We start from the raw sequence: 24022 nt of genomic DNA, 5'->3' as shown, positions 1-24022 counted from the left end.
TTCATCAAATTATCATTGATGCATTTAGTCTGCTTTTAATTTTAATGATTGTAAGACTTTCTTCGGATCCTGGAATTTGGTTTCCACTTTCTGGTCGTCTTTCACTTTTTGTACGCCTTCCAGCAGGAATTTGTCATTTTCATTCAATCCTTCAGAAACCACATAAAGATCCGGAAGATTGTAAGCAACTTTGATGTTTTTTGAACTCACTTTTCCATTTTTGTCAACTACGAAAACATAGATCTGATCCTGAATTTCGTAAGTTGCTTTTTGAGGAATGAGGAGTGCATTTTTCAATGGAACTGTCATTTGAACTTTTCCGGTTTCGCCGTTTCTCAATAATTGATTTTTGTTAGGAAATTTGGCTCGGAAAGCGATATTTCCTGTTTCGTTATCAAATTCGCCTTCGATATTTGCAATTGTTCCTTTGTCTGGAAGCGGTTCTCCATTTGCCATTACCAGAGAAACCTGATTGGTTCCTCTTTCTGCGGAATGCGTTTGGTAATTAATATATTCCGGCTCCGAAACATTGAAATAAGCGTAAACTCCGGTGTTGTCTGAAAGGCTTGTCAATAGATCACCTTCATCAATCAAACTCCCCAATTTCAACGGAATTCTATTGATGAAACCCGAAAAAGGCGCCTTCACATTGGTAAAGTTGAGGTGGATTTGAGCAAGTCTCATTTCGGCATTTGCCGCGTCCAGTTTTGCTTTGGACATCGCTCTTTCATTTTTCGAAACGATGTTGTTGCTTGCTAAAGTACTGGAGTTCTGCAATTCGATTTTTGCCTGTTCTACTTCTGCCTGAGCTTTCAAAAGTTCTGCCTGATAAACTTGAGGCATAATTCTGAAAAGCGTTTGACCAGCCTGTACAAATTGACCTTCGTCTACATATATTTTCTCAAGGAAACCTTTTTCTTGAGCTCGGATCTCTATATTTTTCAGGGATTGAATCTGCGCGACGTAATCTTTTGTGATCACAGTATCCATTTTTACAGCAGTCGTTGTAGGATAAATTACTTTTTCTTCTTTCTCTTCTTTTTTGTCTTTGCAGCTAAAGATCATCAGCAATGCGCTGAGAGCAACAGAAAATGTGACTCTTTTGTACATAATTTTCATTTTAAATAAATTTTATTTTTTTAATCGGGGATTGAATTAATGATCAAAAAGACCATCAATTTCAGTGAAATATGGAATGCAGGAAATTTCAAAAACAACAAGGCATGTTACCGCTTTGGAATAAGGGTAATTTTGTTTTTGAAAAAGCGAAATTTAAATACGGATAGAACGCAGCAGAATGAACCTTTTTATCGAATAGATAATCGTTGCAGGCTCGTGAAAGCTTTGCTTATTTCGTTTGAAATAAACGTTTAAAAGATATCCCAGGCCGAAAACAGCTAAAACTGCAATGGCATTCAGAGAATTTGAAAAACTTAGATCGAGATTGACTTCTTCCGGAGAATCCAGAGAATCATTTGCCTGCTGAAAAGAAGCCTTTTCCAAAGACTTATCGATGTGGTGTTTTTTCGCAAAAGAAAAAAGCTGGGAAGAAATATTCTGATTTCCAAAATCTGGCTGAAAATCAAGTGACTGCTTGTTCTCTGCCGTAAACAGCAGAAAAATGCACATCAACAAATATATAATTCCTTTTTTCATTTTGATACTGCAAATTTACTCGCTTAAATGTTAACAACATCTTAAAAATGAAAATTTAAGGAATTTTTAAGTTGCGGGTTTATAATTTTTGTATTTTGTGAAATCATTACCTTTGTCATTATTCAATTAATTAGAAATATCCAATGCCTCTCTACAAAGATCTTTCAGACGATGTTGCCACAATTCTGATTTGGGAATATGACAAGAATGAAGTGTTAAATCCGGATATTTTGCTGGAACCTGAGAATCAGAACAAGATTTTGGGGTATCATCCTAATAAAATTGCTGAAGTTCTGATGGTAAGAAAAATGCTGAAATCGGTTCTACCAAATCATAAAATCCTTTATAAAGAAGACGGCGAACCTTATCTGTTTCCCAATGATCTGCAGATTTCCGTAAGCCATTCCTTTCCGCTGGCAGGCTTGGCAATTTCCAAAAATAAAATCGGAATTGATATTGAAAAAAGAAAGGATAAAATCAAAAATATCCGTCACAAATTCATTCTTCACGAGAATAATTTCATTATTGATGAAGAGGAAGTGGATTTCCTGACAGCAATCTGGTGCGTGAAAGAAGCGCTTTACAAAATCCATCACAGCAAACATTGGTCATTAAAGAAACATTACGATGTTTTGCCTTTTGACTTAAAGGAAGAATTATCTGTAAAATGCAGAGTTTATGACGATGAGAACGAAGATTTCTTCAAAGCGAAAATCAATTTTTTTGATAATTACTGTTTCGCCGTCGTAGATTGATAGATTAAGTATTCTTCAATGATTTTTCTTTGGTCTTTCGCCACATCATAAATCAATTCCAAAAGTTCTCTGATGTTTTTGATCTCTGTCAAATGGCTGACTGTGAAAGTTCTCTCGTCAGAAATTGCCTGATTTTCAAGATCTGCTTTTCGTTTTTCTAATAAATCAGAAACGTGATCTTCGGGCTTTATTCTGCTGTCAAATTTATTTTGCTCATCCAAATCTTTTTGAAAAAGTAGGGAAGAAGTGCGCAATAATTCTGCGGAGATTTTAATTTTCCAGTTTTGAAAATCGATTTCAGGAAATTCGTGACCGGATTTTGCATATTGCGATAGTGATGCTGTGTAAGCGGTAATCAAATGCGTTGTAGTGACGAATTGATGAACCGTTTCCAGTTTTCTCTGTTGATTTTTCGGGTCAGAAATCATTCTCTGGAAATTGTCGGAAAGGTTGGCCAAATCGATGATTGCATTTTTTCTGCTGATTCTGAAATCCTGATCCTGAAGCTCTTTTTTCATAAAATGATCCATAATCAATCGGAAATAATCCAGATTGCTTTTGGAAGATTTTTTCATTAAATCTAAGTTCTGTGTGTGTTCCCAGACCGGTAAAATAAAGTAAGCCACTAAAAAAGTGACGGCGCCACCAATCAAAGTGTCGAGAATTCTGTCTTTAAAAATAACATTCACATTTCCAGGTCTTAAAAAGTTGAAAGAGAGGAAAATATAGATCGTCATAAACAGAACTGCCCAGAAATATTTTGATTTTAATAAACTGAAACATAAGATCATACTTAATAAAAGAATGACTAAAATTGCAGCCGGATCTTTAACAAAATACAAAATAATGTAGGCAATCACACCGCCGGCGATCGTGCCGAATAATCGCAGAAGATTCCGGTGTTTCGTGGTAGAGTAGGCTGGTTTTAAGATGGCAATGATGGTAATGAGAATCCAGTACGAATGCCCGATTCCTAAGATTTCAAATCTTGAAACGATATAACCGATCAGTAATGCAATTGTAACCCGAATGGCGTGGCGGAAATGTCCGGAATTAAGCGAGAAGTTTGAAAATAAAACTTTCAGATTCATTTTTTCTTCCTTCGGTAAAAACTTGGAATAATCCAGTCCGGAAGATAAACTTTTGGCCAGTTTTTTATCCTGAGAATGAACGGTCAGGATCGTTTTTACTTCATCCGTAATTTCGGTAATTCTCATCAGAACCTGACGCATCATCATAAAATCTTCCAAAGTTTCTGAGGAGAATCTCTGTGATCTGTGGTCAAAGAAATCGTCGTAGATTTTCTTTAATTCATTATCAAAATTAGTGACCTGCCGAAATGCCAAACCACTTTGCAGTGAGATTCCCAGATTAGTGATTTCGTCTGCCAGTGCCAAAAGGTAATCGTGGATCTTCTGAAGCAAAGTGGTGTCTCCAAAAACCTGATTCATCCTTTTATAATCATTTTCAGAAGTCAATAGTTTATCAAAAAGATCAAAAGAATTAAGAAACATCAGCATCAAAATCCGGCTTTGCGTCGTAGATTCGTTGACGATCTGTCTGGTTTTAAAAACAATTTCTCTGGTGTCTTCCTGGTGATTTTTAATCTTGATCTGCTGAGTAATTAACTGATTCAGCAATGCTTCGAAGTCAGGGTTTTTTGTATAATATTTGGCTTTAATTCTCAAATAATCGGCCAATTCAAGATAATTTTCACCAACCACCTGGCTCGCCAATTTATACGGCTGAAGCTTGGAAACAATCATAAATATGATGAAAAACCAAAGACAGCCAAGAAAGAAGATAAAAGAACTTTTGAGAATATCTTCACCCGTCAAATGCCCATCAATAAAGATACTGAGCACAACAAGTGCAATAGATCCGAAAGTTGCCAACCGCAATCCGTAAACGCCAATCATCGAAAAAAAGAATCCGAAGATGATGATTTCCAGATAGACTGCAATCGGAAAATCCTTGACCAGACTTGCAAAAAGTGCAATGATAAAGAATGAGAAGATGGATAAGATTAATGTATTCCTTCTTCTAATGAATGGTCCTTGCTGATCCGTCAATCCTACAAAACTTGTCCCGAGCGGAAACAGAAAATATTCTTTCAGCAACCCAAACTGCGCCAAGATGATGCTTGGAATCACTATTGCCAAAGCGATTCGAGCTCCGGAATAGATGTATTGGCTGGTTAAGAATTTTTTGAGTTCGGAACTATAGTTCATTTTGCAAATTTACGGAAAGTCTAAATTAAAATAGATATGTATGAATTTATGTTAATGCTAAAAAAAATGCCAAAGCGTGAAGCCTTGGCAAAATTTATTTAAATGATATTGAAATCAATTTAATTAATAATCCTGTGCATTGTAAGTTTCGCTACCGATGTTCCATGTTAAACCAAATCTGAGTGTATTATCCAAAGCCGAGTTGATTTTTGATGTGTTGATCAGGTAAGAAAGATCCAATCCAAAAGAGGCATATTTGAACCCGACACCCACAGTTGCGTATTGTCTCGCACCTTGCTCAGGTGCTTCTGTAAAGTAACCTGCTCTAAGCGCAAAAGTCTCGTCATAAGAATATTCTGCCGCACCGCTGAACATAATACTTTTCTTGTTTCCGAAAGATTTTCCGATCCCTTCGATCACACCTACATTTGGTACATCACCTGTAGTTTCGTCTGGTCCCGGAACTAAGATTTTGGAAGCCTCACCACTTAAGCTGAAACGGTTTTGGTCATCAATTAGTAAGTCATAACCCAAACCTAATCTTGCCATTGTCGGAAGATAAGATCTTGACTCTTCATCGCCAGTATAATCCAGTCTTGGTCCTAAGTTTTGAACAGCCCAACCGGCTTTTACTCTACCTTCGTAACCACTGATACTCTCGTGTTTTGGAGACATATAGTATCCGGAAACATCTACTGCAAAAGTGTTCGCAGGTTTCAAAGTACTGTTTGAGTTGAATCCGCCGCCGATATCTGATCTGATGAATCTACCAGTTACGGCCATTGAGTAGTTGTCAGTTAGTTTCAAACCGTAAGCAACGTCAATTGAGAATTCGTTTGGTTTTGCAGTACCACCTTGGATTACTTCATTACCTACAAAATCTGTCAAATCTACATCACCCATATTGAAGTAGTAGATACTGGCACTCAAAGTAGAACGCTCATCATCACCCAAGAATGTGTAGTAAGAACCGTAAAGCAAGAAGACATCACTTGTAAGCTTACTCATGTAAGGTGTATAATTGACGCCAAATCCGGAAGAAACTTTTGCAAACGGATATTTTGCTGCGTTCCAGAATTGAGAAAAAACATCTGTAGAGGTTACAACACCCTGATCTCCCATACCACCTGCTCTTGCATCTGGAGAGATTCTCAGGAATGGAGCTCCGGTAAGTACCGGCTGAATGTTTTGAGAAAAAGCAAAAGCACTTGCGCTAATTCCTAATCCTAAAAATAATCTTTTTGTTAAATTCATTTTTGTTCTTTTAAGGTAAAGTTTACCGATATATAATGTGTTTGTTATTTTAATAAAACCATTTTTTCAACAGCTGTTGCACTTCCGGAACATTTTTCCTGATTCTGGCTGCGTGCAAATATCTTAAAAATATATGTACCCTTTGCAACGGTATCACCAAAATCATCTTTTCCGTCCCATTCTATGGCTTGTCTTGGTGTTCTAAAGCCTTGCAGGAATGGTTCTGCCGTAATACTGGTTGACAGTGTTCTTACTATTTTTCCGGTAATAGTGTAGATTTGAACATTCACATCCAGGATATCATCACAATTATGCTCAAACTGTACATAAGTTTTGTTTGTAAAAGGATTCGGCCAGTTGAGAAGTCTGTTGACCACTAATTTTTTTTCGGATTCGTCTTTTACTACAAAGTTTAACGTGGATGAAGTTGAATTATTGTTGATGTCCCAAACTTTAAACACCAATTGATGTTCTCCAGGCGTTAGATTTCTTAGAGGGAAAGTTACAGAACCTTTTTGATAGTCAGCAAGGCCTGTCGTATTACATCCATTACCATCTCCCGATGTGAAGTAATCGTTGACAGAAGTCGTATTCACAACATCACCATCCAAAACAAATGTGAGATCGTGGCCAATTCCCGCTCCTGTAGAATTGATTCCAAAATTATCTTTTAAACAAGCCAAAAGCATAGGATTCTGATCTGTAATTCCACCATTTGCAAAATTAGTATTGTTCATAAACAGATTTGCTGCCGGTGGTTCCGAATCATTGATTCCATCAGGATTAATATCTCCAACAACCTGTGGCTGATTTGTGAAAACATCATAAGCATTTGATTTTGCATCTAGGAAGTTTTCTGCATAGGCAAGAATTCTTCCTTTTACAGGCTCTCCATTGACAACTGGTATGTCGTAATTTATGTCTTTTGGAACATAAAATTCAACGGTGTAAATTCCACTTTCAACTTTTCCTGATGCTTTTACAATTGCGCTTGGTTCCTCATCGTAAGTCATCTTAGGATTCATCTCTGGAACATTGTCATTATTCAGTGTTGTCTTTTTAATTTTTTTATCAAAAATGTTGATAGCAACACGGCCGTTGAAGTTTGTATCTGTACTTCCATCTGCTTTTTTTACATGTCCCTTAATCTTCACAAAATCTAAGGCCCGTATTTTTCCAGGTGTAGGTGTCTCTATATTATCAATTTGCAAAAGTCTTTTTGGTCTGCTCATTTTCATTGCGGGATCACCAAGGAAATTTACTCTTAAAGGATCTGAAGAAGCTTGATATGTTTCATAATGTTTTTTTCTTGCATTGAGATGTGCATCACCAATTGAATGGAAATCGTCAGATTCTAGAGCAAACATATTATTTGTAAAAATTGGTGTAAACTGTCGTCCATAGACAACTGATATAGCGCGGCTAGATGTGATCATTGTAGCTGCACCACCGGCACCAACTTTAATTAGCTGTTCACCTGTAGAGTAAGTGCCGGGATCGTCCCAAAGCGTGAATTCACAAGTGATAGTCGACACAAAAGGAAATCTGCTATAAACAGAAGTGAAGTTATTGAACCCCTGAACTTCTGTTGAAGTCAAGACTCTTTCCTGAGCCCATCCATTGATACCGCCATGTCCAAAATAAAAAAGATAAAGGCTGTTACCAACATCATTTGAAATGGCTTGATTGACTTGTGGATATCTCTGTCCGCCTGCACTTGTTATAGCCGGAAATGCGTCGAGATATAATTTTCGGATGTTATATTCGGGTCTATTGGTAGTGGAAAAATTTTGTGTAATTGCGTAATCTACCAGATAGTGGAATGGCCCTTTTATACCGGTAGGAATGTCATTTCCTTCATAATCGTCATCGGCAACAAAATCGAGTTTCATTCTCCACTCTCCAAATGGATTTGATTGTCCCGGTAGTGCATTGTTGTAAGCTAATATTTTATCAATCATTATTTTAGCTTCCTGTAAATTATCTGCCGGTATTCTCCCAATTGGCAGATCCGGGACTTGGCTTAAATCTGTCACTGTCTGGGGTTTTGTCATCACAAAATAATCATCAGTAACATAGGAACTTTTTACGTCCTTGCTATTTTCACTTTGATAACTTGGGATTACATCTGTATTATTAGCAATACGATTTTTAAAATCATAAGAAGTATCACCCAGGAGTAAAACATATTTTAATGTTGTAAGTTTCGTAATAAAATCACGGATCGCCGTAATATCTTTGCTTCCACTGCTGAATTCATTGTAGATTTTATTAACATCCACAATCTCAACCTTATATTTAGATTGATGGTATGTAGCAAGTCTTTGTGCCTGGCTAAAGTAGCTCGGCTGCGTAATGATCAGATATTCTACATTTTGAAGTGATGAGTAATCCTGATTGTCAATTTTTCCCACGAATCCCGGTTCGTATGCTGCAGAGTTTTTAAAAGCTGCAAATTCATTATTGAATATATTGCTGTTGGCTAAATATCCAAAATTGAAAACGCTGTTTTGAGAATTCTTGTTTGTAACTTTTTTTACATTGGTAACATCTGACACATCCCAAACCTGATCTATTCCCGATGCATTGGCAATAGAAAATCCGTATAAATCACCGGATTGCTCATAGATTTCATAATCTCTGAAATTCATCTGAGAATTATTAAAATTGAGATCTTCCTTGTACTGAACCTCTGCGTAGTCGAAATAAAAAGAAGCATTTGGATTGGCACTGGTATTTGATGTATAATTAAACTTGACGTTATTTCCACTCTGTCCGAAAAGTGTACCTTCAAATCGCATTGTGTCATAACTGTCTGTTCCTGCAGGTGCTCTTTCCTCTTTTAGACCATTTACGTCAAAACTAACTTTAGCAGATTGTGCATTGTAGGCAATTACCTGTGTTTTAAATCTAATGACATCATCTGCACGAATAGGACTTCTGGTAGTAAATGTTAATTCCTTAGTTCCAGGGATTACATCACCAGTCCATATTCTACCCAGTTTCATTAGATTAAATTTTTCTTCATTAACGAATTGATAATCATCATATCTGGTAATCAAATCTGCAGGAAGTGAGGTATTGACTGTTTCAACTCTTTTACCTGGACCAATATCGAAATTTATAAAATAGTAAGAAAAATCTTCATATATATTTACGAAATTATTGGATTTGTCATCACGGAACTCTGTTCTCTTATTGCCACTTCCATTTGTTCTGCTGAATAGATTGTACCCATTTGGACCTTGCGCGTAGAATAATGCGTAATCACTATCATTCCAGACTCCATCTTCTTCACCAATGACCTGTATGGCGTCCTCTTGCAAAGCAGCAAAACGACTGTCTGTATTAAATTCAGGAAGCATCAATCCACCATTACCATAGATTCTGAAATTTTTAGGATTAATATTATTTACATTAATTCCGTTTTGCTGTAAGAATTGTTTTGTGATTTTAAAAATTCCCGACTTGTCAACCTTAATTTTATAGAAATTTCCGGATTTCAGCGGGTTTTCAGTTGTTCCAACTTTAGTGGCGGGTTTTCTCAGTTCAGAAACATTTTTAGATGTCTGTTCTACATTGAAAGAAATCAGTTTGTAAATTTTGTTGTTTTCAACTTTTAATGCTTCAACACTTACGCCAGCACTTTCAGCATTTTCCGATTCATTGAAATAGTAATTTACGCTCGTTTTAGGATTTGTGGAAATGCTGTTGATATTAAGATCTTTGATATCTTTTGCAGATAGTATTTCCCAAACAAGCTGATCAATCTTGACTTGGTTGCTGGTCTTAATACTTGTATTCACAAAAATTGACCCGGATTCTACTCTGTAGCTTTGATTGGTAAAAAAAGGATAAGTAAATTTCTCTGTTCCATAATCCATTTCTTTATAACCATCCCAATTGAGAGTGATCTTTTGAGCGTAACAAAATGCAGAAATTATGAAGAGAACGAAAATATAAAATTTGAATTTCATCAATGTTATTTTATTTAATAATACAAAATAAACGATTTTTTTAAAAAAATGGTATATAATAAAATTAAATTATCTGCGTTTTATCAAAAAAAGACAAACATTATTTGATTAATTAAAGAATTTCTATTTTCTTTGTACTTTGAAAATTTCTATATCTATTATGAAAAAAATCAGGCTGTTTTCGATAATTACTTTAAGCGCAACAATGTTTTTGGTAAGTTGTGGAGGAGGAGGAAACTCGAAGAAAGGTGGCGGGACAAAAGGTTTTGTAAGTAAAACCGGTTGGAAACCCAACGAAAAAGACGGGTGGTTCTTTTCTGGTAAGCAACAAAAACAAAAAGGATCCGTAGGGATGGTTTATGTAGAAGGCGGTACTTTTACCATGGGATTGGTGGAGGATAACGTGATGCATGACTGGAACAATACCCCAAGAAGAATGCAGGTGAGCTCTTTCTTTATCGGTGATACAGAAACAACCAATTCTGAATATAGAGCTTATACTACTTGGCTCAAATTTGTTTTCCCTTCTTCAGATCCTAGTTTCAAACATATTTACAGCGGTGCATTGCCAGATACTTTGGTTTGGAATAACAAGCTTTCCCGTAATGATTATGCTGAAACATATTTCAGATCTCCAGAATATGATTACTATCCTGTAGTTGGTGTTTCTTGGCTGCAGGCTACAAAATACTGTGACTGGCTTACAGAAAGAGCCAACGAAAGAGTTCTAATGAAACAGGGCGTTATCGCGAAAGATCTTTATTCTGGTGATAAAGGTGCTACTGCCGGAGCTACTTTCAATATGGATAAGTTCAAATCCAATGATCCGGAAATGGACGCTTACATTGATAAAGATAAACTTCAGAAAAGAAGCGGTATCAAAACTGCAAACGAAAGAATTGCTGCGGCAAACAGAGGTTCTACTTCTGGCGTTGTAGAAAAATTCAGACTTCCAACAGAAGTTGAGTGGGAATTTGCTGCTCTTGGTCTTCAAAAAGAAAGAGATTACAACAACTATTTGGGTAAGAACACAAAAATTGACGACTTAAAAGGCAAAAAAGGTAGAAACAGAGGCATGTATCTTGAGAATTTCAAGATGGGAAGAGGAGATTACTCCGGAGTTGCAGGTTGGAAAAATGATGGTTCTCCTACAACTGCAGATGTGAAACAATACCCTTCCAACGATCTTGGAATTTACGGAATGTACGGTAACGTTGCAGAGTGGGTGGCAGACATCTACAGACCGATGATCGATGAGGAATTCAGTGATTTCAACTATTTCAGAGGTAATGTTGTAAAGCAAACTGTTAAAAATGAAGACGGGACTTACAAAAAAATTACCAATGAAGATGTAAAATATGATACACTTGCAGATGGCCGTTTGGTTTACAAAGGTCTTCCTGGAGAGTATGAAAGAAAAGTAATTGATGATAACAGTAACTACAGAGATGGAGATTACCAGTCATCATTGGATGCAGGAGGAACTGCACCAAGCGACAGTGCTGCATTTAATATGTACAATTCTGCAAAACCGAAATTTATTGTTAATAAAAACGGAAGTATAGTTATACAGAAAGAAAAAGCAAAAGTAACGACTCAGGTTTCTGATTTGAGCAGAGTAGTGAAAGGAGGATCTTGGTTAGATTCAGCTTATTGGTTGGATCCGGGACAAAGAAGATTCAAAGATCAGACAAAAGGTTTTGGTTGGGTAGGTTTCCGTGTAGCGCAAGATGCTAAAAACAGCAAAACAAAACGTACAAAAAGATAATTAATCTAAGTACATTATTATACAAAACAGCAGAATTTTCTGCTGTTTTTTTTGTCTAAAATCATCCCATTTGTTTATTTTTGATTTATGAATATCAGTGAATTTTATCCAATCTATCTGCAAAGCAAAAACGTAGTAATTGATAGCCGAAAAATAAAGCAGGGAAGTATTTTCTTTGCTTTTTCAGGAGATAATTACAACGCTGCGGAAAAAGCTAAAGAAGCGATTGACAAGGGTGCTTTGGCAGTGATTGTCGAAGATGAGAATTATTTTGATCCTGAAAATAATATTTTTTATGTTCCCTCAACTTTAGTATTCCTGCAGCATTTATCCATATTGCACCGAGATCAGCTTAGTATTCCAATCATTGGTCTCACTGGAAGCAACGGTAAAACCACAACCAAGGAATTAATCAGCGCTGTTTTGGCAAGCAAATTCAGAACACAATTCACTTTTGGGAATCTTAACAATCATATTGGCGTTCCCTTAACATTGCTTTCTATCACAAAAGAACACGAAATTGCGGTCATAGAAATGGGTGCCAATCATCAGAAAGAAATCGAAATGTTATGCGAAATTGCCAGACCAAACATCGGTTACATCACCAATTTTGGCAAAGCACATCTCGAAGGTTTCGGCGGCTATGAAGGCGTGATAAAAGGAAAATCTGAATTGTATAATTATTTGATTAAAAATAGTCAAACGATTTTGGTTAATGATAATGATGCAATTCAAAAAGAGAAAACTGAGAATTATTCTCCAAAAATAACTTTCGGAACAATTGATTCTGATTACCAATTTGAACCAATTTACAAAGATCATTTTGTAGGCGTTAAATATAATAATACAGAGATTTTTTCCAATCTGACAGGCAAATACAATTACGATAATATTTCCGCAGCAGTCGCTTTGGGATTGCATTTTAATCTGAATATTGACGACATCAAAACAGCAATCGAAAATTATTTTCCATCCAATATGCGTTCTCAGATCCAAAAAAAGGGAAATAAAACTTTAGTTTTAGACACCTACAACGCAAATCCGAGCAGTATGTTGGTTTCTCTCGAGAATTTTAAATCATTTGAAGGCTCCAAAACCATCATCATCGGCGATATGCTGGAGTTGGGTGAGGAAAGTCTGAAAGAACATCAGACCATTATCGATTTTGCAGCGTCTTGTAATTTCGACGAAATCATAACGGTCGGTCCGCATTTCAAATCCGTTTATCCATCGGTCAATGCGTTTCTGAATACTTCGGAATTAATTGAAAGACTGCAGCTGATGCCGATTAAAGAACAAAATATCCTGCTCAAAGCTTCAAGAGGAATCGCCTTAGAAAAAATCATTGACTTTTTATAAATAACAACAAATCCTCAATTATTATTGAGGATTTTTACTTTTAAAGTCGTTGAGAATCAGTTTGATATTGTAAAATGTGGATGGTAATATTTCAGTTTCAATTTCGGCTTCATTTTTCCAGCCCACTTCGCTGATGCCTTCTTCAATTTGTGGCTTTGGCGTGCCATTTCCGTTGTAAAACATTTCAAACCAATAAGTTGTCTTCAAGACTTTTTTTCCGTCTCTTTCCGTATAAATATGATACGTAGAATTGATGAAATCCTTCAGCTCCAGATCAAAAATGCCGCATTCTTCTTCCACTTCTCTTACCGCCGCCAACTCTCTTGACTCGCCGACTTCAATTTTTCCTTTTGGAAGATCCCATTTTCCCAGGCGGTGAATGAAAAGAATTTTATTTTCGGGACTCAGAACGATGCCGCCTGCAGCTTCTATATTTCTGAAAAAACCTTTGAAATCCGACCAAAGTTGATCAAGATCGTGATGATAAATATTCAAACCTTGAGATGGCGTATTCGTAAGCAGATCGATGGCAAATTCAAAGCTATGCGTTCCATCGTAATTCAATGTTTTCGGGCTGTCCTGAGGCTCTTGGCTCAAAACTATTTTTTTTTCATTGATAAAAACTTTATACATTTGTAAGGCTTTTGATATTAATACAAAAATATAAAAAATGAATTTAGAAGGACGAAAAATTATAGTAAATAAATCTGCATCAGAATTGGCAGGAATGTTGAAAAATCCTGAAGATTACAAGGATTTGATGCCGGAAGGACTACAAAGTTTCGAAGCAAGGGAAGATGGTTTCAAATTCGGATTGAAGGGAATGCCGGAAATCGCTTTGAAAATTGATAATGTATCTGATAAAGAAGTCGTTCTGAAATCTGCAAGCTCTAGTCTGGACTTCGCTCTGACAGGAGCAATGAATCCTTTGAACGAAAACCAAACCGAAGTTCAGTTGTTATTTGAAGGAAAATTTAATCCGTTTATCAAAATGATGGTTGAAAAACCACTTCAGAATTTCATCAATTCTTTGACAGATAAGATCGAACAGCTTTAATTCGCAATCAATCCGGACGAATGATCCGTCAAACTTCCGGTAGCTGAAGACAAAACATTGTTGAGATTTAAGGATCTCAAAACACCCATAAAAGCAAAAATCAAAGCTTCTTTATATTCAATAATTTCTCTTGCAGGAATTTGGATCTCGGTTTTGGTCTTTGCTTTTATCTTTTCTATGAGATACCTGTTGTAAGTTCCACCGCCGGTTATCAACACATTTTTAATCTCAAATTCATCTAATATTTTCGCAATCTGTACCGCAGAATGTTCAGTAAAAGTGGCCAGAAGATCTTCTGTTTTTTGATTTTTAATTGATGATAAAACCTGCGCATTGATCCATTCGATTCCCAAAGATTTTGGCGCTTTTTCTTCATAGAATTTTAACTGATTAAGATCATTCAGAAGTTCGTAATCAATGATTCCGGATCTTGCCAGATCGCCATTTTCGTCATATTTCTTTCCAAGCTTCAAAGCGAGATTGTTCAAAATAATATTGACGGGACAAATGTCAAACGCAATTCTTTTTCCTTCCCGCTTGAGAGAAATATTGGAAAATCCACCCAAATTCAGACAAGCATCAAACTCAGAAAATAGAAGCTCATCGCCGATCGGAACCAAAGGAGCGCCGTTTCCGCCAAGCAGAACATCCTGACTTCGGAAATCGTAAATGACGGTTTTGTTGGTTTTAATTTTAATTGCACGTCCGTCTCCAATCTGCAACGTGAATTTATTTCTTGGCTGATGAAAAACCGTGTGACCGTGTGAAGCGATCAAATCAAGTTCGGTAATTTTATTTTTTAAAATAAATTCCTGAGTTTCTTCACCAAGATAAAATCCGTATTCGGAATTCAGTTCCAGCAGTTTTTCGCTTGACAGATTGATGGCGTTTTTTAAGTTGTTTTCCCAGTCAAAATCGTAAGCGATTGTTTCGCACTTCAGGATTTCGAAACTCCAATTAGAATTGCTTTTCGTGAATTTAGAATAGCAAATATCCAAACCGTCGAGGCTGGTTCCGGACATCAAACCGATTGCGTGAAACGTTGACATCATAAAAAAGTACTTATTAAATATCTAAATTCTAATCTCTAACTTCTAAAATCTAAAAAATTACTTGCTGGTCGCCGGTAAATTGGTAGAATTGAAACTTCCGGAATTGTTGAAAAATGTATATTCCGAAAAGTCGTCCTTCGCCACCATTCCGTGTGCGCCAACCAGGATATTGCCATCTTTGTCGGAAACAAAAACAGTGTCTTTGGTGTACATTTTTTTTGTCCGTTTGTCCCAGTTGATCGTTTCTGTCACAAAGGTTTGGCCTTCTGTAGTAATGATTTTCACTCTTCCTTTGGCGAAATAAAAGTCCTTTTTGATATTGTTTTTCGCATACTTTGCCCAGATTTTACCGGGAACTTTCGGATTCTTTTTATCGAAAAATTCTAAGTAAATTCCTTTTTTAGCTTCAATGTAAGGCGAATCTATCAATTCGTATTGCTCGATCAAGGGAGCTTTGAATCTTACTTTCACAACGCCGGAATCTCTCTGGATAATGGTTCCGTTGTGAATAACTGTTGACGCAAAATTGGTTTTCTTGTTTTGGTTGATCTTTGTAAGATCTTCTTCGCAGGACTGAATAATAAAAAACATCAGCAACCATAAAAGTTGTGATGTTTTTAGATTTAATATTTTAAAACAATAATCCTTCATAGATTATCTGATTTCGTTCATTAATTGTAAAGTTTCTTGTTGAACCATTTATCTGCGAAGTTAACGCCTATTCTCAAGTTAACAAAATTTTGACGGATCATATTGTTTTCCAATGTTCCTCGTTTGCCAACTTCCAGTCCAAGATCGATGCTGCTCATACGGTTGATTGTACTTTTCTGGAAAGGTAGTGATACACCCGCTGTGATCGCCATTTTGTTGATGTTGGTTCCGTTGAGCTGTATGCTTCCTTTCTCATAGTACGCCCCATATCTGTAGATGATTCTGGAGAAGTATGAACGGAAATTGTTGAAGTTTGGCAAGTACCAGCCACCGATTGAATATCTGTAAGAATCCTGATAAGCCAGTGTAGTCCCAAGGAAATTAAAGTTTTCTCCTTTTTTGTAATCCACCTGAGTTCCTAAAAACCATTTGGTTTCTTTACCGTAGCCAATACCCAAAGATCCTTCTTGCGGAAGAAATTTCTTGTCGTAATTTGTCTGCTGATCTATAATAGTTTCGTAAGCTTTTGTGTCGCCTAGCAAATAGAAGTATGTACTGTTGGTGTACATATTTTTCATATTTCCGCTGTTTCCTAAAGTATAAGTTGCACCTACTGTCAATTTATGATCGTTGGCCATTTTCTTTTGGTAAGTGGTTCCTAAAGTAAAATTAAAAGCTTTCACTCTGTAACTGTTGGAATAACCGCTAATCAATTCTGCTCCTGTAAAAGCTACCTCTTCAATATCATAAAGCTTTCCGAAGTAGAAATTAGATCTCAAACCTAATGCAAATGCCGGCGTAATCTGATAGGATAGTGCTGCCTGAATCGTATTCACAGAACCTTCTCCGTGGAAGCTGTGTACTTCAGTAGTAGCATCTGAATCAGTCAATGTTTCTCTGGTTGCGATATTGTAACTTTTTGAACTGTATGGCTGGAAACCCATTCCAAATTTCACTTTTCTGGAAATAGGGAATGCAATGCTTATGTTGGAAAGATAGGTAGAATGCTTTGTGGAATTGATATTATTGAAGTCAGACTTGTAATAGTTATTCTCGTTTGTGCCTTCTACCTTGATGCTCGTCAATTCCAGATTGGTATTGGCAGCGGGGTTTTTGAAGTTAAAACTGTTGTTAAAATCCCACACGTAAGCCGTAGAGATGCCACCCATTGCATTAATGTCAACTGTATTATCATATTTCACATCTCCAATCCCATAAGCTCCGTAAGGCGAGTTTCCAATACTTTGCGCATTCAGGAAATATCCTGCAACCAATGATGATAAAACAAAAATTCTTTTCATATGTAGATATTGATTGTTTTTTTAAAGGTCATATAATTTTTTGCTCAATCTCCATCAGTGTTTTATGACTTGAATTTTTGCGATTTCGCCCTTTAAAATTTCAATCCGCAAATATCTTAATTAATAATGAATTGCAAAAATATAATTCGGTTAAAGTTTGTTAAGTAATTTCGATGATTGACGGTTTTTTTACGACTGATTACGCTTATTTTTAGATTGATTTGAATTTAATTTCCAAATTCCCTGACCTGAACTTGATTTAACAGACATTAAAAATCACAAAACTTCCAGCTTCCCACATCCTACTTACTGCCGAATATATTATATTTGTGCTTATGAAATGGGAACAGATCATTGGGCAGCACGCTCTCAAAAATGTTTTGCAAGACAGTATTGATAACTCCAGAGTCGGGCACGCACAACTTTTTTTAGGAGAAGAAGGTTACGGTGTTTTGCCAATGGCATTGGCGATGGCTCAGGCTATTTTCGAAAAAGAAAATCCCGCATCTTCACACAAGATTGAAAACCTGAATCACCTCGATCTGCATTTCAGTTTCCCCGTTTTTTCGGAGAAGAATGTATCGCTCAGCAAAAGGTATTTTGACCAATGGCGCGAAATGGTTCTAGAAAATCCCTATTCCTCTTTTGACGACTGGACCAGTTTTCTCGAATCCGAAAACAAACAGTTTTTCATCTCTGCAGACGAAGCCGAAGATATCGGACAAAGATTTACCCTTAAAAGTTTTGAAGGCGGAAGCAAAATCCTCATAGTTTGGCGCGCAGACAAAATGAACGATTCTGCAGCCAACAAGATCCTGAAATTCCTGGAAGAGCCACCAAAAAATACTTACATCATTCTTTGTGCGCCAACTGCCAACGATATTTTGCCGACCATTTTGTCACGTTGTCAATTGGTAAATGTTCCAAGAATTAATGATGAAGATGTCATCAATCATCTTCCAAATAAACAAACTGCAAAAGAAGTCGCTTATCAGGCACAAGGCGACTGGAATCTTGCGAAATTCCTTTCCGAAAACAATGCAGGCGCTTCGGAGTTCGAAACCTTTTTTATTCAGTGGGTGAGAAATGCATTTCAGGCGAAAAAGAAACCTGAGGTTTTGCGTGAGATTGTAAAATGGGCTCGTCAAATATCGGAATGGAATCGTGAGAAACAGATCAAATTTCTAAACTATTGCATTGAGATTTTCCGTTTGGCAATGCTTCAGAATTACGGCAATGACAATCTGGTTTATAAAAAACTTTCTGAAGGCAATTTCAACTGGTCCGCGTTTTCAAAATTCATTCACGGCGCAAACATTGTTTCCATCGTCGAAGAAATTACAGATGCATCCTATCACATTTCCAGAAACGCTAATTCTAAAATCGTTTTGACGGATATGGGAATCAAGCTGACGAGATATATTCATAAAGCTTCGAGCTGATAATTAAATATAAATTTCTGTTTATGAGTTTGTTATGATTTTTTTTAATTAAATTTATATCAAATTAATAATCAGATCATGAGAAAAGCAATCCTCCTCACTTCAGTTGCATTAGCGAGCGGCGTTCTGTTCACCAATCTTTTCAATTCGATGGTCATTTCTGATGCTGCCAGAAGTGATATTCCAAATTCCATCGTAGCCGCAAGAGAATATTTCAAAACTGTAAATCCCGGCGATTTCTTCAAAATATTTTCTCCGCTGACCCAAGTTTTCACCTTGTTATCCTTGATTTTATTTTGGAAGACAGGAAAGTCTGTGCGATTATTTCTTGGGATTGCTTTGCTGTGTTCGATTTCGGGAGATATTTTAGCTTTCACTTATTTCCATCCTCGGAATGATCTGATGTATCTTTCGCAGCCGATTCTCGATACAAAAACGCTTAAAACAATTTCATCAGAATGGAGTTCTATGAATTGGCTGCGGTCTTTTGTGCTTTTTATAGGCGTTGTGTTTTCCTTTTTGGCAATAGATAAAGTTTATGCTTTAAAACAAAATTCAGAGTTCTAATTTTAATTTTTCTTAATAATAATTAGTTAAACCTTTTTAAAATCAAACACTAGACAATTATTTATAACATCTATTTTCTGTTCATAAAAATTTAATCAATCAAACATTTGTTTGATTGATTTTTTGTTTTAACTTTGCAGCGTTAAAATTAAGGATATGCCAACAAAAGAAGAACATATAATGATGGTTGCGGAGAAACTCTTCGCTGCCAACGGCTATAATGGGACTTCTGTAAGAGATATTGCATCGAAAGCAAAAGTGAATGTCTCTATGATCTCTTATTATTTCGGTTCCAAGGAAAACCTGATGGAAGAGCTCTTCAAATGGAGAATGGAAGAAGGCTTAAACTTTACAAAAACAATTTACGGAAATCAGGAATTAACGGAAATTGAGAAACTGGACAGTTTCATCGACAGTTACGTCGGAAGAGTTCAAAAGCTGAAAGATTTCTTTTTACTAGTACACGCTCAGCAGATCATTAGCCAGAACAAAAATATTCAGAATTTCCTAAAAGATTTCAAGATCAGTTATATAGAGATCAATCAAAATGTGGTGGAAAGCGGACTTGCAAGTGGAATCTTCACAAAAAGACCTTCCTACCATTTGATGCAATGTACCATTACAGGAACTATTTTCAATGCCTTGCACGGAATCAAGATCTACAAAGAATATCTGAAAAAAAACAATACAGATTTCGACGAAAAACAATATGAAAGCCAGTATTTTCAGGAAGCCGCTGCGCACGTGAAAACGGTTGTCAGAAGTCTGGTTGGTTATCATGAAAATTAAACTACACTCAATTATAATATCAATAATGCAAACAATGAATCAATTTTTAACAGCAATTATTCTTGTCGGAACTTTCGGTTTCTTTTCTGGTCAGGAAAAACGAACCATAAGTCTGGAAGAAGCGGTTAAATTAGGGATCGAGAACAGCAAAAATCTAAAAATAGACCGCGCTCAGATCGAAGAATCTACAGCCAACCTTTTGGCAGCGAAGAACAAACAATTACCGGAACTGACGGTGTCTGGCAGTTATTTGTATTTACCACTAGAACCACACGTGGACCTGAAGATCCAGGGAATGGCTGGCGGAGGACCAAAAGTGAGCAATGTGCTTTATGGTTCTGCCAACGTTTCAGTCCCAATCTACTCAGGCGGAAGGATCAAATACGGAATCAAATCTGCAGAATATCTGGTTGAAGCTTCAAAACTGAATGCTGAAAATGATAAGAATGCCATTGCCTACAACATTTCTCAAGCCTACAACAATTTGTTCAAAGCGAATGAAGTGGTAAAACTTCTGAAGGAAAATTTGACCTCATCTCAAAAGAGAGATCAGTCTTTCATTAAGTTGGAAAATAACGGCGTGATCGCAAGAAATGACCGTTTGAAAGCACAACTTCAAACTTCGAACATCGAATTGCAATTGATGGAAGCCGAGAACAATTACAGTATCGCAAACATCAATATGGATCTGCTACTAGGACTTCCTGACAACACAGAAATTGAGGTGGATTCCAATTACATCGGTGAGGATGACCTTACGAAACCGGATGATTATTACTTGAATTTGGCCAGAGAAAACAGAAATGATCTGAAAGCTTTGGACTATCAAAGAAAAGCAGCAGCGCTTGGAAGCAGATCTGCAAAAGCGGAAAATCTTCCTTCGATTGCTTTCACAGGTGGTTATGTAGCCGCGGATGTACCGAAACTTTTGACGATTTACAATGCTGTAAATGTAGGAGTTGGATTGCAATATAATCTTTCAAATATCTGGAAAAAGAATTCCAGCTACATCCAGTCCAAAGCTAGAGAGCAGGAATTGGCAGCGAACAATGATTTGCTTAATGATAATGTGACCTTGGAAGTGCGACGTGATTATCAGAATGACCTTTACGCCCACAAGAAGATCGATGTTTATCAAAGAGCGTTGGAGCAGGCAGAAGAAAATTACAGAATCACACTTAACAAATATAATGCAGGATTGGAAACCATCACCAACCTTTTGGATGCCGACACCGCGAAGATCACAGCAAATGTAAATGTTGTGACTTCAAAAGCAGATGCAGCTTTGGCTCACAAAAAATTATTACAAACTACAGGAACTATCAATAACTAATTATAATAAACTATCAATAAAATGGCTCAAGACAATATAAAATTCGAGCAGGGTGAAGTTCCTGTGAAAAAGAAAAAAAGTCCGGTTTTCTACATCGTTCTTACAGTTGCAGTTTTGGCAGCAGCTTTCTTCGGTTTCAGACAATACCAATACGGACAAGCCCACGAGGAGACCGATGATGCACAGATTGCAGCAGACGTAAGTCCAGTGATTTCCAAGATTTCAGGTTACATCTCTGAGGTTAAAGTGAAAGACAATCAATTCGTGAAAAAAGGAGATACATTAATCATCCTGGATAACAGAGATCAGACAATGGCAGTTTCTCAGGCAGAAGCAGCTCTGGGAACAGCCCAAAGTAATGTGGCTTCTGCAAAGGCAGGTTCTACAGCTGCAGCTTCAGGCATCAATAATTCCAGAGCAGCCGTTCAAACAGCCAATGCACAGATCGAAGCTGCAAAAGTGAATGTTTGGAGAACGGAGCAGGATATGAAAAGATATACTGAATTGGTAAAGGATCACACGATCACGCAACAACAATACGAGCAGGCTTCTGCAGCGTATCAGACCGCTCAGAAACAGCTTCAAGTTTTGGTAGATCAGAAAAATCAGGCCAATGTTCAGACTGGCGTGGTGACTTCTCAGTCGAATGCGACTTATCAGAATATCGGTATCGCCAATTCTACTTTGAAACAAAGACAAGTGGAAGTGGAAACGGCTAAATTGAACCTTTCCTACACAGTGATCACAGCGAAAGAAAGTGGTTACGTTTCTAAGATTCCTGTTCAGGCAGGACAGTTTATCCAGGCTGGTTCTCAATTGTTCAGCGTGGTATTGAGCAATCAGAAATGGGTGGTTGCCAACTTCAAAGAAACACAGGTTGAAAAAATGGTGGAAGGACAAAAAGTAGAGATTGAGATCGATGCTTATCCTGACCAGAAATTCCAGGGAACAATCAGCTCTTTCTCTCCGGCAACTGGTTCTGCATTCGCATTGCTTCCTCCGGACAACGCCAGTGGAAACTTCGTGAAAGTAGTTCAGAGACTTCCGGTGAAGATCACGTTTGACAATCTTAATGAAGATATTATGAAGAAACTACGCGTTGGAATGAACGTTCAAACGACGGTTTCCCTTAAATAATTAAAAAATTAAGAGATTTTGATATTAAGAAATTCGATAATCTCTCAATTCCTGAATTTCAAAATCTCTTAATAAAAAATAAAACAATGCAAGACGATTCATTAGTAGAATATGGATTCCGCAGAACCATTATTACCATCACCGCCATTATGTGCGCCCTTCTGGAGATTGTGGATTCCACGATCGTGAATGTGGCCCTAAATGAGATGAAAGGTAATCTTGGCGCCACACTTTCCGAAGTGGGTTGGGTCATCACCGCTTATGCCATTGGTAACGTCATTATCGTTCCGATGACAAGCTGGTTGTCTCAGCAGTTCGGAAGACGAAATTATTTTGCGGCGTCCATCATTATATTCACGATTTTTTCTTTTCTCTGTGGTAATGCCACCAACATTTGGGAACTGGTATTTTTCCGATTGATGCAGGGAATTGGAGGTGGAGCACTTTTGGTGACTTCGCAGACGATCATTACAGAATCCTATCCGGTAGAGAAGAGAAGTATGGCTCAGGCGATCTATGGTCTGGGTGTTATCATCGGGCCAACTTTAGGTCCGCCTTTGGGAGGTTATATTGTTGATAATTACAGCTGGCCTTATATTTTTTATATAAATATTCCTTTGGGAATCATCGCGACATTATTGACGATCCAGTTCGTAAAAAGTCCGAGATACTCCGAGAAACGTTCAGCTTCCGATGTCGATTGGGCAGGGATTGGATTGCTGGCAGCCTTCGTAGGTTCATTGCAGTACATTTTGGAAAGAGGCCACGAGGACGATTGGTTCGAAAGCAAAGCCATCGTTTTCTTGACGATCACGGCAGTTGTAGGCTTCATCCTTTTCATTTGGCGAGAACTCACCTTCAAATATCCGATCGTAGAACTTAGAGTTTTGAAGAATGGAAACCTGAGGATCGGAACCATTATGTCCTTCGTTTTAGGATTTGGTTTGTACGGTTCCACGTTCATTGTGCCACTTTATACACAAAGTATTTTGGGCTGGACAGCCTTGCAATCAGGCGCATTAATGATTCCTGCGGCATTGACCACCGCTTTTATGATGCCGATCATCGGACAGTTGCTTACAAGAGGAGTCAAACAACAGATCTTGGTAGCATTAGGATTATTAATATTCTTCGTCTATAGTTTCTGGGGTTACAAAATTATCACACCAGATACTGGCAAAGACGCCTTCTTCTGGATGTTGATCGTCCGTGGAATGGGATTGGGATTATTATTTATTCCAATTACATCCTTATCACTTAGTACTTTGAAAGGTCCCGAGATCGGTCAAGGTGCCGCTTTCACAGGAATGATGCGTCAGCTCGGAGGTTCATTCGGGATTGCTGCTATCACGACTTTTATCGCCAACAAAAGTGAACTTTATAGAAGCACGCTTGTCGCACATTTGGATGTCAACGACTTGGATGTTCAGCAGAGAGTTGCTGGACTCAAGGCAAGTTTCATTGCAAAAGGAATGGCGCCGGACAAAGCGCTTCAATCGGCCTATCAGATTCTAGATTATGGCGTTACGAAACAGGCTACAGTACTGTCTTATATGGATGTTTTCCTTTATCTGGGATTGATGTTCCTCATCTGTATCCCATTCGTACTATTCGTAAGAGAACGCAAAGGCAAGGGCGAGAAGATCGACCTTAGCTCAGCGCATTAATATTTATTTTTTTTTAGTTATTTGTG

At 37.3% G+C, this 24022-nt stretch carries 19 protein-coding genes; 10 read left to right on the top strand and 9 right to left on the bottom strand.

Annotation, left to right across the window (positions count from 1 at the left end; translation table 11 throughout):
- Positions 1 to 24 precede the first annotated feature (24 nt).
- Positions 25 to 1110 carry an efflux RND transporter periplasmic adaptor subunit gene (locus LUD75_RS09985; protein WP_232705523.1) on the bottom strand — a complete coding sequence of 362 codons (1086 nt, stop codon included), beginning with the start codon at positions 1108 to 1110 and terminating at the stop codon, positions 25 to 27.
- A 162-nt stretch (positions 1111 to 1272) separates the two neighbouring features.
- Positions 1273 to 1656, bottom strand: coding sequence for a hypothetical protein (locus LUD75_RS09980; RefSeq protein ID WP_232705522.1), 384 nt, complete (start codon positions 1654 to 1656; stop codon positions 1273 to 1275).
- A 143-nt stretch (positions 1657 to 1799) separates the two neighbouring features.
- Here LUD75_RS09980 and LUD75_RS09975 point away from each other — a divergent pair, with 143 nt between their 5' ends.
- Positions 1800 to 2411, top strand: a complete 612-nt coding sequence (locus tag LUD75_RS09975; protein WP_232705521.1) for a 4'-phosphopantetheinyl transferase superfamily protein — start codon at positions 1800 to 1802, stop codon at positions 2409 to 2411.
- Here LUD75_RS09975 and LUD75_RS09970 read toward each other — a convergent pair.
- The 3 genes from LUD75_RS09970 to porU all read right to left on the bottom strand — a co-directional run bounded on the left by LUD75_RS09970 (position 2387) and on the right by porU (position 9873).
- Positions 2387 to 4642 (bottom strand): FUSC family membrane protein, encoded by a 2256-nt coding sequence (locus tag LUD75_RS09970; RefSeq protein ID WP_232705520.1) that lies wholly within the window; start codon positions 4640 to 4642, stop codon positions 2387 to 2389. The genes LUD75_RS09975 and LUD75_RS09970 overlap by 25 nt on opposite strands.
- 123 nt (positions 4643 to 4765) lie before the next feature.
- Positions 4766 to 5896 carry a type IX secretion system outer membrane channel protein PorV gene (porV, locus tag LUD75_RS09965; RefSeq protein ID WP_232705519.1) on the bottom strand — a complete coding sequence of 377 codons (1131 nt, stop codon included), beginning with the start codon at positions 5894 to 5896 and terminating at the stop codon, positions 4766 to 4768.
- A 44-nt stretch (positions 5897 to 5940) separates the two neighbouring features.
- On the bottom strand, positions 5941 to 9873 hold the full coding sequence (porU, locus tag LUD75_RS09960; RefSeq protein ID WP_232705518.1) for a type IX secretion system sortase PorU: 3933 nt from the start codon (positions 9871 to 9873) through the stop codon (positions 5941 to 5943).
- 160 nt (positions 9874 to 10033) lie between these two features.
- Between porU and gldJ the strand changes: the two genes are divergently transcribed.
- The gene (gldJ, locus tag LUD75_RS09955) at positions 10034 to 11641 is read left to right on the top strand and encodes a gliding motility lipoprotein GldJ (protein ID WP_232705517.1); all 1608 of its coding nucleotides are present in this window, start codon (positions 10034 to 10036) and stop codon (positions 11639 to 11641) included.
- A gap of 87 nt (positions 11642 to 11728) precedes the next feature.
- On the top strand, positions 11729 to 13000 hold the full coding sequence (murF, locus tag LUD75_RS09950) for a UDP-N-acetylmuramoyl-tripeptide--D-alanyl-D-alanine ligase (RefSeq protein WP_232705516.1): 1272 nt from the start codon (positions 11729 to 11731) through the stop codon (positions 12998 to 13000).
- A 21-nt stretch (positions 13001 to 13021) separates the two neighbouring features.
- On the opposite strand, the gene LUD75_RS09945 is transcribed toward murF, so the two are convergent.
- Positions 13022 to 13633, bottom strand: a complete 612-nt coding sequence (locus LUD75_RS09945; RefSeq protein ID WP_232705515.1) for an NUDIX domain-containing protein — start codon at positions 13631 to 13633, stop codon at positions 13022 to 13024.
- A 37-nt stretch (positions 13634 to 13670) separates the two neighbouring features.
- Here LUD75_RS09945 and LUD75_RS09940 point away from each other — a divergent pair, with 37 nt between their 5' ends.
- The gene (locus LUD75_RS09940) at positions 13671 to 14057 is read left to right on the top strand and encodes an SRPBCC family protein (RefSeq protein WP_232705514.1); all 387 of its coding nucleotides are present in this window, start codon (positions 13671 to 13673) and stop codon (positions 14055 to 14057) included.
- Here the strand turns inward: LUD75_RS09940 and LUD75_RS09935 are convergent.
- The 3 genes from LUD75_RS09935 to LUD75_RS09925 form a co-directional block, all read right to left on the bottom strand.
- On the bottom strand, positions 14054 to 15106 hold the full coding sequence (locus LUD75_RS09935; protein ID WP_232705644.1) for an anhydro-N-acetylmuramic acid kinase: 1053 nt from the start codon (positions 15104 to 15106) through the stop codon (positions 14054 to 14056). The two genes, LUD75_RS09940 and LUD75_RS09935, sit on opposite strands and share 4 nt — an antisense overlap.
- Positions 15107 to 15166: 60 nt before the next feature.
- Positions 15167 to 15700: an LPS export ABC transporter periplasmic protein LptC gene (lptC, locus tag LUD75_RS09930; RefSeq protein WP_232705513.1), complete on the bottom strand. Its 534-nt coding sequence runs from the start codon at positions 15698 to 15700 to the stop codon at positions 15167 to 15169.
- Between the two features lie 80 nt (positions 15701 to 15780).
- Positions 15781 to 17061, bottom strand: coding sequence for a hypothetical protein (locus LUD75_RS09925; RefSeq protein ID WP_232705512.1), 1281 nt, complete (start codon positions 17059 to 17061; stop codon positions 15781 to 15783).
- A gap of 335 nt (positions 17062 to 17396) precedes the next feature.
- Here LUD75_RS09925 and LUD75_RS09920 point away from each other — a divergent pair, with 335 nt between their 5' ends.
- From LUD75_RS09920 to LUD75_RS09895, 6 genes are all read left to right on the top strand, one after another.
- Entirely contained in the window at positions 17397 to 18503 is a 1107-nt protein-coding gene (locus LUD75_RS09920) for a DNA polymerase III subunit delta' (RefSeq protein WP_232705511.1), read from the top strand.
- 78 nt (positions 18504 to 18581) lie between these two features.
- Positions 18582 to 19070, top strand: a complete 489-nt coding sequence (locus tag LUD75_RS09915) for a hypothetical protein (RefSeq protein ID WP_232705510.1) — start codon at positions 18582 to 18584, stop codon at positions 19068 to 19070.
- A gap of 156 nt (positions 19071 to 19226) precedes the next feature.
- A complete protein-coding gene (locus LUD75_RS09910) occupies positions 19227 to 19859 on the top strand; it encodes a TetR/AcrR family transcriptional regulator (protein ID WP_232705509.1) in 633 nt (210 codons plus the stop codon).
- 34 nt (positions 19860 to 19893) lie between these two features.
- Positions 19894 to 21192: a TolC family protein gene (locus LUD75_RS09905; protein WP_232705508.1), complete on the top strand. Its 1299-nt coding sequence runs from the start codon at positions 19894 to 19896 to the stop codon at positions 21190 to 21192.
- A 21-nt stretch (positions 21193 to 21213) separates the two neighbouring features.
- Positions 21214 to 22329 (top strand): HlyD family secretion protein, encoded by a 1116-nt coding sequence (locus LUD75_RS09900; protein WP_232705507.1) that lies wholly within the window; start codon positions 21214 to 21216, stop codon positions 22327 to 22329.
- Positions 22330 to 22415: 86 nt separating this feature from the next.
- Complete coding sequence (locus LUD75_RS09895) at positions 22416 to 23996, top strand: DHA2 family efflux MFS transporter permease subunit (protein WP_232705506.1); 1581 nt, start codon at positions 22416 to 22418, stop codon at positions 23994 to 23996.
- The last annotated feature ends 26 nt before the right edge of the window (positions 23997 to 24022 follow it).

This window comes from Epilithonimonas sp. JDS, from assembly GCF_021261315.1.
Taxonomy (GTDB): Bacteria; Bacteroidota; Bacteroidia; order Flavobacteriales; family Weeksellaceae; genus Epilithonimonas.
This window is presented reverse-complemented; position numbering and strand designations above follow the sequence as displayed.